Source organism: Demequina lignilytica (assembly GCF_030418375.1).
Lineage (GTDB): Bacteria > Actinomycetota > Actinomycetes > Actinomycetales > Demequinaceae > Demequina > Demequina lignilytica.
Genome location: NZ_JAUHPZ010000009.1, coordinates 64,188 through 79,107 on the forward strand (window position 1 = coordinate 64,188; position 14,920 = coordinate 79,107).

Consider the following 14,920-nt stretch of genomic DNA (forward strand, 5'->3'; position numbering starts at 1 on the left):
GATGATTGACCCATCATGACCACCCTCTCCGTCGTCGTCCCCAGCTACAACTCCGCGGACTTCATGCACCGCTGCATCGACTCCCTCCTCGTGGGCGGGGACGATGTCGAGATCCTGATCGTCAACGACGGCTCCCGTGACGCCACGGGCGACGTCGCCGACGCGTACGCGGACCGGTACCCGGGCCGCGTGCGCGCGATCCACAAGGTCAACGGCGGTCACGGCTCCACCATCAACGTGGGGCTCGAGGTCGCGACCGGGCGGTACTTCAAGGTGGTCGATTCGGACGACTGGGTCGACGCGGACGCGCTCGCCGAGCTGCTGGCCACGCTCAAGCGCCTCGACGCCGACTCGGACGGCGTGGACATGGTGCTCAGCAACTTCGTCTACGAGAAGGAGGGCCGCGAGAAGAAGCGCGCGGTCCGCTACCGCCGGGCCCTGCCCCAGGCCCGCGTGTTCGGCTGGGACGAGGTCGGGAAGCTGCGCAAGACCCAGTACTTCCTCATGCACTCGATCGTGTACCGCACCGAGCTGCTGCGCGAGGTCGGGCTGCGCCTCCCCGAGCACACGTTCTACGTCGACAACATCTTCGCGTACATGCCGCTGCCGTACGTCGAGCGGATCTACTACCTCGACGTCGACCTGTACCGCTACTTCATCGGCCGGGAGGGGCAGTCGGTCTCCGAGCAGGTGATGATCGGCCGGCTCGACCAGCAGCTCCGCGTCAACCGGATGATGACCGAGCACGCCATGACCGAGATCTCGCCCGATCACGCTGCGTACCGGTACATGACGCACTACCTCGAGATCATCTGCGCGGTGTCCTCGACGCTGCTGCTGCGCTCCGGCACCGACGACGCGATCGTCGCCAAGGAGGCCCTGTGGCGCTCCATCCGCGACGAGGACCCGACGCTGCACCGCCGCCTGCGTCGCGGCGCCCTCGGCCAGATCATCAACCTGCCGGGCAAGCCCGGCCGGAAGGTCACCCTCGCCGCATACAAGGCGGCGCAGTGGCGCGTCGGCTTCAACTGAGCCGACGCATCGTCCCCCCGCCGGCGTCAGCCCGGGATCGGCACCAGCATGCGCAGCACGAACCAGCCGTCCTCGGCGTGGACGGTGAAGGTGCCCTGGTGCGCGGCGGCGGCCTGGCGGATGTTCTTCAGGCCGTAGCCGTGGTGGTGCGAGTCGTCCTTGGTCGTGGGCGGCAGGCCGTCGACCAGGCGCAGCTCGCCACCGAAGTAGTTCTCGAACCTCAGCACCGCGAAGTCGCCCTGCCGGTAGACGGCGACGCGGATGAGCCGCTGCTCCGGGTCCGCCACCCGTGAGGTCGCCTCGATCGCATTGTCGAGCGCGTTGCCGAACACCGTGACGATCTCCATGACGTCCATGAAGTCGACCACCGAGCCGTCGACCACGCAGGTCACGGTGATCCCTCGCGTCTCCGCCTGCGCGACCTTGGTCGCGAGCATGGTGTCCACCACGGAGTTGCCGGTCCGCAGCGCCGAGGCGCCGTAGCCGCGGACGGACTCCTCGAGCTCGTCGGCGAGGCGGGCCCGGACGCCCTCGTCCTCCTCGCCCCGCAGCGCCGTGATGTAGTGCTTCATGTCGTGGTAGCGGGCGTTGACCGCGTCCGCCTGCTGGCGCGAGGCCAGGTACTGCTCGTGCTGGGTGCGCAGCAGCGTGTTCATCGACTGGTTCTCGATCGCCCGCTGCAGCTGGAGGCGCTGGCTGCGCATCGCGTAGAGGGCGATGAAGCCGGCCAGGTCGACCAGCGTGCGCACGTAGAACACCTCGCGGCCCTCGCGCGCGGAGAACGGCCCCGTGTCCGAGATGAAGCTGAGGTTCGACATGAGGAACGTGACCAGGGCGATCGAGAGGGTCGACGCGAGGATGCGGCCGTCGATCGCGATCCGGAGCCCGGGCGGGAAGTTGCGCCGCTCCACCAGGAAGGCGGCGCCGAGCGAGCCGCCCACGACGACCGCGAGCAGCACGACGCGCTGCCAGGTCCAGTCGGGCCCGCCGAAGAAGTGCTGGTCGAGCTGCCACTCGAGGGAGGCGATCAGCTCGCCCAGCACGAACGCGCGGGCGAACAGGTCGCCCGCGCCCCTCGCGTCGGTGTCCACGCACAGCCAGATGAGCCCGTACATCGCGCCGCCCGCCAGCACCATGCCGAGCGACCACAGGCCCAGCGGCAGCGAGCCGGCGAGCTCCTGCACGCCCCACAGGAGCATGAGCCCGCCCGCGAGCGCCGCGATCAGCGGGACGCGACGCAGGCGCTTGGGGGCGAGCAGGATGTACACGAGCGCGGCACCCCATTCGGCGGTGCCGGTGAGCCAGCGCGGGATGTCCTGGAGGGCGTCCTCGATGGGGATCACCGCTTCCCGCCCATGTGGTCGGCGAGGGCGTCCATGAAGGCCTTCTTGCGCGGCCGGCTCACGGTCAGGGCGGCGCCGTTGGTCATCACCGACGTCGACTGGTCGACGCGCCTCACGTGCTGGAGGTTGACCAGGTAGCAGTTGTTGGAGCGGAAGAAGCCGTGGTCGCCCAGCTCCTCCTCGAGCGCCTTGAGGGTGCCGGAGAAGGTGTAGACGCGGTCCAGCGCGTGGATGGTGATGCGGTGCTTGACCGACTCGGCGTAGACGATCTCGCTGGGGTCCAGGCGGACCAGCGCGTTGTTGACGCTGAGGACCACGCCGCGGGACTCGCGCTTGTTGAGCCGCGTGAGCGAGCGGGTGAGCTCCTGCGCGAAGGCGAAGTAGGGGACGGGCTTGAGCAGGTAGCTGAGGGCGTCGACCTCGTAGCCCTTGATCGCGTACTGGCCCATGTTGGTGACGAAGATCATCACCACGTCCGTGTCGACCTCGCGGATCGCGTGCGCCGCCTCGAAGCCGTCCATGCCCGGCATCTCGACGTCGAGGAAGAGGATGTCGTACTGCGGGCGGTAGCCCTCGACGATGTCCTCGCCGTCGGGGAAGGTGCGGAGGTCGAACTGGACGTCGTTCTCCTCGGCGTAGCGCGCGAGGTGGTCGAGCAGGTCCCGACGGCAGGCCGCGTCGTCCTCGACGATCCCGATCCTGATCACTGCGCTCCCCGGCCTCTGCCCCCAGATGCTTGTCGTACAAGTGTAAGTTGGTTCGCCCCGCCCGACCCCCGCCCCCAGGTCCCGCCCCCACCCCGCCCCGCCCCCGCCCCGACCCCGCCCCGCCTCCACCCCGCCTCCACCCGCTGCGGGGAAGTCAGCGCCCCTCCCGGCACATCGTCGACTCCTGCGGGAGGCTCAGCGCCCTCAGGCGGGCTCGACCAGCTCCGGCCCCTGGTTCCGCACGTTGCCCACGGCCTTGCCCACGCGGTGCCAGGTCAGCTCGGGCGCCGGGGCCCCGATGGCCGCCCACAGGTCGTCCTGCGTCGACGCGGAGTCGAGCCACGCATCCGCCTCGTCCTGGGTGAGCATCACCGGCTGGCGGTCGTGAATCTCCTGCATCTCGCCTCGCGCCGCCGTCGTCACGATCGAGAAGGTCGCGAGCCACTCCGCCTCGTCGCCGAGGGCCTTGTCCTTCCAGAACTCGTACAGGCCCGCGAAGGCGAGCGGCGCATCGTCCGCCCGGTGGATGAAGTACGGGGTCTTCTCCGTGCCCTCGGTGTGCCACTCGTAGTACCCGTTGGCCGGCACCAGGCAGCGGCGCTTGGCGAACGCGGAGCGGAACGTGGGCTTCTCGGCGACCGTCTCCGAGCGGGCGTTGAAGGCGCGGACCCCCACCTTCGGGTCCTTCGCCCAGACGGGCACCAGCCCCCACCGCGCGGTCTCCAGGGTGCGGGCGCCCTCCTGGCGGGCGACCACGATCGACGCGTCCTGCATGGGCCCGATGTTGTACCGAGGCGCCAGGCGCGCGTCGTCCGCGATCACGGCGATCTCGAAGGCGTCGACGAGCTCCTGCTCGGTGAGGAAGTTCGCGTAGCGGCCGCACATGCGTCCAGGGTAGGCGCGTGCGGTGGGATCGTGCCGGGGAACATCCAGGGATTATGCCCGGTTGCGCCTCGCAGGGACCGGACGATGCGGGAGGTGGGAGCGCGTGGGAGGAGCCTGGCCCTTCGTGCCCAGCGTGGTGGCGCTCGCCCTGGCGGTGGGCGCCGTGATCGTAGTCGGGGTGCGGCTCGCCCGCACCGCCGACGAGCTCGCGGACCGCACCGGGATGGGGGAGGCCCTGGCGGGTGCCCTGTTCCTGGGCGGCGTGACCAGCCTGCCCGGGATCGTCGCCGCCGCCACCGGAGCGCTGCAGGGCGACGCCGCCTTCGCGCTCGCGAACCCGGTCGGCGGCGTGGCGGTGCAGTCCGTGTGGCTCGCGATCGCCGACCTCATCTACCGCCGCGCCAACCTCGAGCACGCCGCCGCGAGCCTCGAGAACGTGCTGCAGGCGCTGATCCTGGTGGGGCTGCTGTCGCTGCCCGTGATCGCCTACGCGACGCCGGACCTGGCGATCGGGTGGGTGCATCCCGTGACGATCATGATCCCGATCCTGTACGTGCTCGGCCTCGGGTTGGTGAAGCGCATCCGCGAGCAGCCCACGTGGCAGCCGGAGCAGACCTCCGACACCGTTGAGGACGAGCCGGACGAGCCCTCCGACACCCCCGTCCGGGTGCTCTGGACGCGCCTCGCTCTGTTCGCCGTGATCATCGGCGTCACCGGATGGGTGATCGGCCGCGCGGGCCTCGGCGTGGTCGCGGCGACCGGCTGGCCGTCGTCGGTGACCGGGTTCACCCTCACCACGATCATCAGCTCCCTGCCGGAGCTGGTGACGCTGATCGCGGCGGTGCGGATCGGCGCCCTCACGCTGGGGGTCGCGAACATCATCGGCGGCAACGTCTTCGACACGCTGCTGATCGCGGTGTCCGACGTCTTCTACATGGACGGGCCCGTGTACGCGGCGGCCGGCGCCTCGAGCCTCGTGCTGCTCGGCGGCACCATCCTCATCACCGCGATCCTCGCCGCCGGGCTGATCGTGCGCGACCGCAAGGGGATCGGCTTCGAGGGGATCGCGCTGCCCGCCGCCTACCTCGGCACCGCCGTGGTCGCCGTGATGGTGGCGTAGGCGCTCGGCCGCCCCCCCGCATCGTCCCGTCGCCGGTGCTAGCGTGCTGGAGGGGCGTGGCGGAAGTACCCCGGGGGGAGCCGCCTGTCGCGCTCCGGCCCGTGGTTCCCTTCGCGATCCAGCGCGAGGAGGCGCCATGTCCGGGTACGCCGTCACCGATCCCTACACGGGTCACCGCCACGCGGACTACGACCAGGCCACCGACGCCGAGGTCGACGCCGCGATCGCCGCCGCCGACGATGCCTACCGGGCGTGGGCCCGCCCGGCGGCGCCCGAGGATCGCGCCACGACGCTCCGCGCGGTCGCCGGACTGCTGCGCGAGCGAGCCGACCAGTTCGGGGAGATCCAGCGGCGCGAGACGGGCAAGCCGACCGGCCACGGCGCCGGCGAGGCCCACTACGGCGCGGGGCTCGCCGAGTACTTCGCCGATCACGCCGTCGAGCTGGCGGCGGACATGCCGGTGGACACGTCCGGCGACGGCGTCGGATTCGTGCGCCGCACCCCGACCGGGGCGCTGCTGTGCATCGTGCCGTGGAACGCGCCCGTCCACCTCTCCATGCGCTTCATCGCGCCCAACCTGGCGATCGGCAACACGGTGATCGTGAAGCCCGACCCGCACTGCCCCGGGTCGGCGGAGGCGCTCCAGCGCGTGATGGACGATGCGGGGGTGCCCGCGGGGGCCGTGGTCACGCTGCGGGCGTCGAACGCGCAGGTGGCGCACGCGATCGCCGACCCGCGCGTGGCGGGGGTGTCGCTGACCGGCTCGCGGCGGGCCGGCGCCGCGGTCGCCGAGGTCGCGGGGCGGAACCTCACGAAGGTGGCGCTCGAGCTCGGGGGATCGGATCCGTTCGTGGTGCTGTCGGCCGACGATCTCGACGCGGTGGTCGAGACCGCGTTCTGGAACCGGATGATCCTCCAGGGGCAGGCGTGCTGCTCGGCTAAGCGTTTCATCGTGATCGATGAGCTGCACGACGCCTTCGCGGAGCGCCTGGTGGCGCGCATGGCCGCGGCGGGGGTGGGCGATCCCGAGGTCGACGACGTCGAGATCGGGTCGCTGTGCTCGGTCGAGGCGGCGGAACGGGTCGAGGGGCAGGTGAGCGCCGCCGTCGCTCACGGGGCGACGCTCCTGACCGGCGGTGACCGCGACGGGGCCCTGCTGTCGCCGGGGGTCCTGGTCGACGTCGCGCCGGGGAATCCCGTGTACGGCGAGGAGATCTTCGGGCCGGTCGCGACGGTGCATCGGGTCGCCGACGAGGCGGAGGCGATCGCGGTCGCCAACGACACCGCCTACGGGCTCGGGGCGTTCGTCTTCACCACCGATCCCGCCCAGGCGGATCGCGTGGCGGACGCGATCGACGCGGGCATGGTGCGCATCAACCGGGGCCTCGACCTCAGGCCCGAGCTCCCCTTCGGCGGGGTCAAGGCCAGCGGCATGGGTCACGCCGAGGGTCTGCGCGCGGCGGACGTGTTCGTGAACCTGAAGTTCATCCACGCCGACGCGTAGCGGTCCCGGCACGCCTCCGTGCCCCCTCAACAGGGGGTACCGGGATGTCCCATTCCTCAGTAATGTCCCTTTTCATGGGGGGAGACGCCGTCTCTGAGATCGAGTCGACCGTGCGCGCCCGGGTGCGTGCCGCGGGCGTCGATCCGCTGCGCGACGCGGCGGCGGTCAGGCCGCTGGTGGCGCGCGCGATCGAGGAGTGGGACGAGCGTGCGCTCGCGTCCGGCGCCGATCCCGTCGGCGATCGCGTGCGGACCGAGCGCACCGTCCTGGACTCGATCACCGGGCTCGGCCCGTTGCAGCCGCTGCTCGACGACCCGGAGGTCGAGGAGATCTGGCTGAACTCTCCTCGCGAGGTCTTCGTCGCCCGTGGCGGCCGCAGCGAGCTCACCAGCATCCTGCTCGATGACGAGACGGTCCGCGCCCTGGTCGAGCGCATGCTCGCGCTCGCGGGCCGGCGCCTCGACATGAGCAGCCCGTTCGTGGACGCCGCGCTGCCGGGCGGGGAGCGCCTCCACGTCGCGATCCCGGACGTCACACGCCGTCACTGGGCGGTCAACATCCGCAAGTACGTGGCCCGCGCCTCGCACGTGCGGGACCTGGTCGCACTCGGGACGGTCACCGCCGGCGCCGCCTCGTTCCTCGAGGCCGCGGTGGAGTCGGGGCTCACGGTGCTGGTGTCGGGAGGCACGCAGGCCGGCAAGACGACCACGCTCGGCGCGATGGCCGGTGCGATCCCGCGTCGCGAGCGGGTGGTGACCTGCGAGGAGGTGTTCGAGCTCGCCGTCGGGGTCCGCGACTGGGTCGCCCTGCAATGCCGCCAGCCGTCGCTCGAGGGCACCGGCGAGATCACCCTGCGCCGCCTCGTCAAGGAGGCGTTGCGCATGCGGCCTAGCCGCCTGATCGTCGGCGAGGTCCGCGAGGCCGAGGCGCTGGACCTGCTGATCGCGCTGAACAGCGGCGTCCCTGGCATGTGCACCATCCACGCCAACTCCGCGCGCGATGCGCTCGCGAAGCTGTGCACCCTGCCGCTGCTGGCGGGCGACAACGTGTCGGACAGGTTCGTGGTGCCCGCGGTCGCCTCCGCGGTGGACCTCGTGGTCCACGTGGAGCTCGCCGCCGACGGTGCGCGGCAGGTGAGCGAGATCCTCGGTGTCCCGGGCAGGGCGGAGGGAGGCGTGATCGAGACCGCGGACATCTTCGTGCGGCGCGAGGGTGCGCTCGTCCGCGCCTCGGGCTTCCCGCCTCACCCCGATCGGTTCGCGCATGCCGGGCACCGCCTCGGCGAGCTGCTGGCGGCCTGACATGGAGGTGGTGCTGGGGCTCGTGCTGGGGATCGGAGCGTTGCTGGTCTGGTGGTCGTGGTGGGGCGTGCCCCGTCGCCGTCGGGGGAGGTGGGCGGTGCTCGAGAACCTCGACGACACGCTCGCCGCCGCGGGGCTGGCCGGCGTGGGTGCGGGCGGTCTGCTGGCGTCCGCGGTCGGCGCGGGCCTCGCGGTCGCGCTCGTCGTGCTCGCGGTGAGCGGCTCGCCGGTGGTGTCGCTGGTGTTCGCGTGCGGCGCCGCGTGGGTGCCGTTCGCGTGGGTGCGCTCCCGCGCCCGCCGCCGGTCGGCCGCCATGCGCGACGCCTGGCCCGCGGCGATCGACTCGCTCGCGAGCGGGGTCCGGGCCGGGCTCGCGCTTCCGGAAGCGCTCGCACGGATCGCCGACCGTGGCCCCGAGGAGCTGCGCGCCCCGTTCGCGGCGTTCGCCGAGGACTACCGTGCGACGGGCCGCTTCGCGGAGTCGCTGGACGCGCTCAAGGAACGCCTGTCGGATCCGGTCGCCGACCGGATCGTCGAGTCGATGCGGCTCGCGCGGGAGCTCGGCGGCACCGAGGTCGGCCGCGTGCTGAGGTCGCTCGCGGCGTTCCTGCGGGACGAGGCGCGCACGCGTGGCGAGCTCGAGGCCCGCCAGAGCTGGACGGTCAACGCCGCCCGCTTGGCGGTCGCCGCACCCTGGATCCTGCTCGCCGTCCTGGCGACGCGCCCCGAGGCCGTCGACGCGTTCGACACGGCAGGCGGCGCGACCGTCCTCCTGGGCGGCGCCGTCGCGTGCGCGGTCGCCTACCGCCTGATGCTGCGGGTCGGACGCCTGCCGCAGGAGCCGAGGGTGCTGCGATGACCGGGGGCGCATGGGGGATCGTCGGCGCCCTGGGCCTCGGTCTGGCGCTCGTGTGGTCATGGGTCGCGGCGCGCCGCTTCTCGCTGGAGCGCCGACTCGGCCTGCGACGGGTCGGCGCCGGCCACGGCGGCGCCACCGGGGCGGCGCAGCTGGCCGGCGTGCTGCGAGCCGATGCGCTGCACCTGGTCGCGCGCGTCGCCGGGCCGGACCGCGATGTCGAGTCGAGGCTCCAGCGCGCAGGTGTCGCCAGGACCCCCGACGAGCACCGCGCCCGGCAGCTCGCGCATGGCGCGGCGGGACTGGGCCTCGGGCTCGTGATCGGGGCGCTCGCGCTCGGCAGTGGCCGGTCGGCGGTGGTGGGCGTCGTCATCGCGCTGAGCCTCGGCGCCGCAGGAGCCGCGCTTCCGGACGCCGCCCTCGCGTGGCAGGCGCGGCGCCGCAGCGCGCGCATCCGTGCGGAGCTGCCGGTGATCGCGGAGCTGCTCGCCCTCGCCGTGGTCGCCGGGGCGGGAGTCACAGCCGCGCTGGAAAGGATCGCCGCGAACGTGGGCGGAGTGCTGGGCGACGAGCTCAGGGTCGCCGTCGCCTCCACGCGCACCGGCGCCTCGGTCGAGTCGGCCCTCGATCAGGTCGCGACGCGGACCGGGGACGCCTCGGTGGCCGTCCTGGTCGCGGCGATCGTGACCGCGATGGAGCGCGGCACACCGCTCGCGGACGTGCTCCACGGGCAGGCCGCGCAGGTGCGCGAGCGGTCGCGGCAACAGCTGATGGAGGACGGCGGGAAGAGGGAGATCGCGATGCTCGTCCCGGTGGTGTTCGTGATCCTGCCGGTGACGGTGGTCTTCGCGATGTACCCGGGCCTGGCGGCGATCAGGCTGGGGGGCTAGGCGTGGCGGCCGACCGGCCGCGACGGTTCCGACAAGGGGGGACGCATGGACAAGTGGAGGCGGCAGCTCGACGACCGTGGAGACGTGCCCGGGTGGGTGCTGATCACGCTGATGACGGCAGGGCTCGTGGCCGGGCTGTGGGCGCTCGCGGGCCCGGCGCTCGGTGACATGTTCACCTCCGCGCTCGAGTCCGTCAGCGGTGGATGACCGGGGCGGCGTGCTGGTCGAGCACCTGTTCGCGATCCTGCTGGTGGTCGCGGTCGGTCTCGGGCTGATCCAGGTCGCCGTCGCCGTGCACACGCGCAACACGCTTACCGCGTGCGCGGCCGAGGCCGCGCGGATCGCGGCGCGGGACGATGCGGTGGAGGACGCCCGCTCGCGTGCCCAGTCGTGCGCGCGGGACTCGGTCGGCGTGGCGGCAGAGGTGCGGATCGAGGCCGCCGACGCGGGCGGGCTCGAGGCGGTGCGCGTGACGGTCGAGGGTCGAGCGCCGGTGCTCGGGATCTGGCGCGCCGGCACCGTCGCCGCGACCGCCCGCGCGCTCGATGAGGCGGCGCTCGGTGCGCCCTGACCGCGATACCGGCGCCGCGACGCTCGAGCTGATCGCGCTCACGCTGCTGGTGCTCGTGCCCGTGCTCTACCTGATCGCGGCGCTCGCACGGCTGCAGTCCGCCACCTATGCGGTGGAGTCGGGCGCGTACTCGGCGGCCCGCGCGGCGGTGGTGGCGGGTCTGGACGCGGCCGGCGCCGGCGCGGACCGCAGCGCGTCCCGCGCCGCGGCCGGCTCTGCCGCGGTCGCCGCGCTCGCCATGACCCTCGAGGACTTCGGACTTGATCCGGACGCGGCCCGGCTGGACCTCGACTGCGCGTCGGGGTGCCTCGCGCCGGGCACGACACTCGACGTCGGCGTCGAGATCGAGGTCGCGCTGCCCGGCGTCCCAGAGGCGCTGACGGCGCGGATGCCGCTGTCGTTGACGGTGAGCGCCGTCGCGTCCAGCCCCGTCGACGGGTTCGTGCCATGAACCGGCTCCGTGCCGAGGACCGCGGCTCCGTCTCCGTCATCACCATCGGCATCCTCGTGATCGTGCTGGGCGTGGTGCTCACCGTCGCCGCCTCGACCCAGATCCAGCTGCAGCGCGCCCGGCTGACCCATGCGGCCGACGAGGCCGCCCTGGCCGCGGCGGACGCCCTCGACCTGGGCGCCTACTACGCCGAGGGCGACGCCCGGCTGTCCCCGGGGCGGCTGGAGGAGGAGGCGCGCGCCCAGCTCGCCGCATCGTCCGCCCGTCAGGGCCTCGACGGCGTGTCCCTGGTGCGCGCATCGTCGCCCGACGGCGTCACCGTCGAGGTGGTGGTCTCCCTGCGCGCGCCGCTGCTGTTCGGCGTAGCGTGGCTTCCGGGACGGGTCGACCTGAGCGCGACGGCGCGCGCACGTTCTACCACGATCTGACGAAACCTTTACCCAACCTAATTAGTGGACAGGCCCTTTGTCCTGAGCATCGGGGACCCCGCGGTCGTAACGTGACTTTCATGAGGCGGCCGCCCCGGAGCTGCCGAGAGAAGCCTCACAAGGGCCCACATGGAGAGGGAGATCATCCAGATGACTACCGAGGCCGTTCAGAACACCATCCAGGACGACGCGAGCGACCCCCGCGCACACGCCTGGCGTGGATTCACCACCGGCGACTGGTGCGACGCGGTCAACGTCCGCGACTTCATCCAGGCGAACTACACCCCGTACGAGGGTGACGACAGCTTCCTCGCCGGCGCCACCGAGCGGACCACCGGCATCTGGGACAAGCTCTCCGCGATGTTCCCCGAGGAGCGCGAGAAGGGCGTCTACGACGTCGACTGGGAGACCCCCGCGCTCATCACCGCGCACGACGCCGGCTACATCGACCAGGACAACGAGATCATCGTCGGCCTCCAGACCGACGCCCCGCTGAAGCGCGCGATCATGCCGTTCGGCGGCTGGCGCATGGTGGTCAAGGAGCTCGAGACCTACGGCTACCCGGTCAAGCCCGAGCTCGAGGAGATCTTCTCCAAGTACCGCAAGACCCACAACGACGGCGTCTTCGACGCGTACCCGCCGAACGTCCGCGCGGCCCGCTCCTCCCACATCGTCACCGGCCTGCCCGACGCCTACGGCCGCGGCCGCATCATCGGTGACTACCGCCGCGTCGCGCTGTACGGCGTGGACGCCCTGATCGAGGGCAAGAAGCTCGAGCGCATGGAGCTCGACATGGAGCGCTCGACCGAGGACATCATCCGCGACCGCGAGGAGAACTCCGAGCAGATCAAGGCGCTCAAGGAGCTCAAGGAGATGGCCGCCAAGTACGGCTACGACATCTCCAAGCCCGCCGCGACCGCCCGCGAGGCCGTCCAGTGGCTGTACTTCGGCTACCTCGCCGCGGTCAAGGAGCAGAACGGCGCCGCGATGTCGCTGGGCCGCACCTCGACCTTCATCGACGTCTTCATGGAGCGCGACCTCGCCGAGGGCACCCTCACCGAGGAGACCGCGCAGGAGATCATCGACGACTTCGTCATCAAGCTGCGCATCGTCCGCTTCCTCCGCACCCCCGAGTACGACGCCCTGTTCTCCGGCGACCCGACCTGGGTCACCGAGACCATCGGCGGCATCGGCCAGGACGGTCGCCCGCTGGTGACCCGCACCTCGTTCCGCTACCTCCAGACGCTGTACAACCTCGGCCCGGCCCCCGAGCCGAACCTGACGGTGTTCTGGTCGGACAAGCTGCCGCAGGGCTTCAAGGACTTCTGCGCGAAGGTCTCGATCGACACCTCCGCCATCCAGTACGAGTCGGACGAGCTGATCCGCCCCGTCTGCGGTGACGACTCCGCGATCGCCTGCTGCGTCTCCGCCATGGAGGTCGGCAAGCAGATGCAGTTCTTCGGTGCCCGCGTCAACCTCGCCAAGTCGATGCTGTACGCGATCAACGGCGGCCGCGACGAGATCTCGGGCAAGCAGGTGGCCCCGGTGTCCGCCCCGATCACCAGCGAGGTCCTGGACTTCGACGAGGTCATGGAGGCCTACGACAAGCTGCTCGACTGGCTCGCCGAGACCTACGTCGACGCGCTCAACTGCATCCACTACATGCACGACAAGTACGCCTACGAGCGCATCGAGATGGCGCTGCACGACCGCACCATCCTCCGCACCCTGGCCTGCGGCATCGCCGGCCTCTCGGTCGCGGCGGACTCGCTGTCGGCCATCAAGTACGCCAAGGTGACCCCGGTGCGCGACGAGACCGGCCTGGTGGTGGACTACACCGTCGAGGGCGACTTCCCCTGCTACGGCAACGACGACGACCGCGTCGACGACATCGCCGTGGACCTCGTGGGCCGCTTCATGGCGAAGGTCCGCAACCAGCCGACCTACCGCAACGCGGTGCACACCCAGTCGGTGCTGACCATCACCTCGAACGTCGTCTACGGCAAGCACACGGGCAACACCCCGGACGGCCGCCGCAAGGGCGAGCCCTTCGCCCCGGGTGCCAACCCGATGAACGGCCGCGATGTGCACGGCGTGATGGCCTCGGCCCTCTCGGTCGCCAAGCTGCCCTACGACGAGGCGCAGGACGGCATCTCGCTGACCACGTCCATCGTCCCCTCGGGCCTGGGCCGCAACCGCGAGGACCAGGTGAAGAACCTGGTGGGCATCCTCGACGCGTACAACGTGTCGCAGGGCTTCCACGTGAACATCAACGTCCTCAACCGCGAAGTCCTCGAGGACGCCATGGAGCACCCGGAGAACTACCCGCAGCTGACCATCCGGGTGTCGGGCTACGCGGTGAACTTCGTCCGCCTCACCAAGGAGCAGCAGATGGACGTGCTGTCGCGGACGTTCCACGCCGGCCTCTGAGGTCCGCATCGTTCGACGTCGAGGCGCCTCGCCCCCTGGTGGGGCGGGGCGCCTCGTCATTCCGTCGAGGAGCGCCTCGGCCCTCTCGCGGGACGATGCGCGGGACGCCCGGGCGTCCCGACACCGCATCGTCCTTCCTAGACTTGCCCCAGGAGGTCCCCCATGACCGAGAACGCCGTACCCGTCGAGCTGCTGCCGACCCCGCCGATGGAGATCGCGGACGAGGAGGTCGCCGCCAGCGAGCGCATCCGCGACTTCACCACCGGCTCCGTGCACTCGTGGGATCTGGTCACGGGCGCCGACGGACCCGGCACGCGGATGACGCTGTTCCTGTCGGGCTGCGGCATGCGCTGCCAGTTCTGCCAGAACCCCGACACGTGGCACATGCGCGACGGCGTGCGCCACTCGGTCGACGAGGTGATGGAGCGCGTCACGCGCTACGCCACGATCATGAAGGTCACCGGGGGAGGGCTGACCATCTCGGGTGGTGAGCCGCTGCTGCAGGCGAAGTTCGTGATGAACATCTTCCGCCGCTGCAAGGACCTCAACATCCATACCGCGCTGGACACGGCGGGGCTGCTGGGCGCGCGCCTGAGCGACGACGACCTCAACTACGTCGACCTGGTGCTGCTCGACATCAAGTCGGGCATCCCCGAGACCTACAAGCGCGTGACCGGCAGGCCGCTCCAGCCCACGCTGGACTTCGCTCGCCGGCTGTCGGACCTGGGCAAGACCATGTGGATCCGGTTCGTGCTGGTGCCGGGGCTGACGGACGCGGTGGAGAACGTCGACGCGATCGCCGACTTCGTCGCCACGCTGGACGGCGTCGAGCGGCTCGAGGTGCTGCCGTTCCACCAGCTCGGGCGCGACAAGTGGGCCGCGACCGGCGAGCCGTACCTGCTCGGGGAGACCGCTCCGCCGGACAAGGAGCTCATCGAGCGGGTGAAGCGGCAGTTCGCGAAGCGCGGCATCAACGTGATGTGAGCCGGGGCCCGAAGTGACGCGCAGTCGAGCCCTGTGAAGAGATTCCTGTCGGCTCGCGCGGGCGCAGGGCTCCGGTGAAGCGAATCGTGCCGGCGCAGCGAGGCGAACCGCAGGCCGGCGCGACTCTCGTCACGGGAGCAAGCCGCGGGCTCTCGGCGACACGATTCGCTTCTTCGGTGCGTCGGGCATGTGCTCAACGACACGATTCGCTTCACCACGCGGGAACCGGGGCGAGGGGCGGGGGCGCGGGTGTGGGTGCGGGGTGGGGCGAGGGCCGGGGGGCCCCGCCCCCCCCCCCCCCCCCCCCCCCCCCCCCCCCCCCCCCCCCCCCCCCCCCCCCCCGCCCCCCCCCCGCCCCCCCCCCCCCCCCCCCCCCCCCCCCCCCCCCCCCCCCCCCCCCCCCCCCCCCCCCCCCCCC

Annotated in this window: 15 protein-coding genes; 12 read left to right on the forward strand and 3 right to left on the reverse strand. The window is 71.7% G+C overall.

Annotated features, from left to right (window positions below):
* The first annotated feature begins 15 nt into the window (after positions 1–15).
* A complete protein-coding gene (locus QQX13_RS11595; RefSeq protein ID WP_301121358.1) occupies positions 16–1,032 on the forward strand; it encodes a glycosyltransferase family 2 protein in 1,017 nt (338 codons plus the stop codon).
* Between the two features lie 26 nt (positions 1,033–1,058).
* Here the strand turns inward: QQX13_RS11595 and QQX13_RS11600 are convergent, their stop codons facing one another.
* The 3 genes from QQX13_RS11600 to QQX13_RS11610 form a co-directional block, all read right to left on the reverse strand.
* Positions 1,059–2,375 (reverse strand): ATP-binding protein, encoded by a 1,317-nt coding sequence (locus QQX13_RS11600; RefSeq protein ID WP_301121356.1) that lies wholly within the window; start codon positions 2,373–2,375, stop codon positions 1,059–1,061.
* On the reverse strand, positions 2,372–3,082 hold the full coding sequence (locus QQX13_RS11605) for a LytR/AlgR family response regulator transcription factor (RefSeq protein ID WP_301121354.1): 711 nt from the start codon (positions 3,080–3,082) through the stop codon (positions 2,372–2,374). The genes QQX13_RS11600 and QQX13_RS11605 overlap by 4 nt, the downstream gene beginning before the upstream one ends.
* A 204-nt stretch (positions 3,083–3,286) precedes the next feature.
* Entirely contained in the window at positions 3,287–3,967 is a 681-nt protein-coding gene (locus QQX13_RS11610) for an SOS response-associated peptidase (protein WP_301121352.1), read from the reverse strand.
* A 124-nt stretch (positions 3,968–4,091) separates the two neighbouring features.
* Between QQX13_RS11610 and QQX13_RS11615 the strand changes: the two genes are divergently transcribed.
* The 11 genes from QQX13_RS11615 (at position 4,092) to pflA (ending at position 14,502) form a co-directional block, all read left to right on the forward strand.
* On the forward strand, positions 4,092–5,087 hold the full coding sequence (locus QQX13_RS11615) for a sodium:calcium antiporter (protein WP_301121350.1): 996 nt from the start codon (positions 4,092–4,094) through the stop codon (positions 5,085–5,087).
* A 136-nt stretch (positions 5,088–5,223) separates the two neighbouring features.
* Positions 5,224–6,591: an aldehyde dehydrogenase family protein gene (locus tag QQX13_RS11620; protein WP_301121348.1), complete on the forward strand. Its 1,368-nt coding sequence runs from the start codon at positions 5,224–5,226 to the stop codon at positions 6,589–6,591.
* Between the two features lie 62 nt (positions 6,592–6,653).
* Positions 6,654–7,892 carry a TadA family conjugal transfer-associated ATPase gene (locus QQX13_RS11625; protein WP_301121346.1) on the forward strand — a complete coding sequence of 413 codons (1,239 nt, stop codon included), beginning with the start codon at positions 6,654–6,656 and terminating at the stop codon, positions 7,890–7,892.
* Positions 7,855–8,751, forward strand: a complete 897-nt coding sequence (locus tag QQX13_RS11630; protein ID WP_367281277.1) for a type II secretion system F family protein — start codon at positions 7,855–7,857, stop codon at positions 8,749–8,751. Before QQX13_RS11625 ends, QQX13_RS11630 begins: the two co-directional genes overlap by 38 nt.
* Positions 8,748–9,638 carry a type II secretion system F family protein gene (locus QQX13_RS11635; RefSeq protein ID WP_301121344.1) on the forward strand — a complete coding sequence of 297 codons (891 nt, stop codon included), beginning with the start codon at positions 8,748–8,750 and terminating at the stop codon, positions 9,636–9,638. Before QQX13_RS11630 ends, QQX13_RS11635 begins: the two co-directional genes overlap by 4 nt.
* 45 nt (positions 9,639–9,683) lie before the next feature.
* Entirely contained in the window at positions 9,684–9,845 is a 162-nt protein-coding gene (locus QQX13_RS11640; RefSeq protein ID WP_301121342.1) for a hypothetical protein, read from the forward strand.
* Positions 9,838–10,209 carry a TadE/TadG family type IV pilus assembly protein gene (locus QQX13_RS11645; protein ID WP_301121340.1) on the forward strand — a complete coding sequence of 124 codons (372 nt, stop codon included), beginning with the start codon at positions 9,838–9,840 and terminating at the stop codon, positions 10,207–10,209. Before QQX13_RS11640 ends, QQX13_RS11645 begins: the two co-directional genes overlap by 8 nt.
* Positions 10,199–10,660, forward strand: a complete 462-nt coding sequence (locus QQX13_RS11650) for a pilus assembly protein (protein ID WP_301121338.1) — start codon at positions 10,199–10,201, stop codon at positions 10,658–10,660. The genes QQX13_RS11645 and QQX13_RS11650 overlap by 11 nt, the downstream gene beginning before the upstream one ends.
* Entirely contained in the window at positions 10,657–11,088 is a 432-nt protein-coding gene (locus QQX13_RS11655) for a pilus assembly protein TadG-related protein (RefSeq protein ID WP_301121336.1), read from the forward strand. Before QQX13_RS11650 ends, QQX13_RS11655 begins: the two co-directional genes overlap by 4 nt.
* 150 nt (positions 11,089–11,238) lie before the next feature.
* The gene (pflB, locus tag QQX13_RS11660; RefSeq protein WP_301121453.1) at positions 11,239–13,518 is read left to right on the forward strand and encodes a formate C-acetyltransferase; all 2,280 of its coding nucleotides are present in this window, start codon (positions 11,239–11,241) and stop codon (positions 13,516–13,518) included.
* Between the two features lie 162 nt (positions 13,519–13,680).
* Positions 13,681–14,502: a pyruvate formate-lyase-activating protein gene (pflA, locus tag QQX13_RS11665; protein WP_301121334.1), complete on the forward strand. Its 822-nt coding sequence runs from the start codon at positions 13,681–13,683 to the stop codon at positions 14,500–14,502.
* Positions 14,503–14,920: the final 418 nt, after the last annotated feature.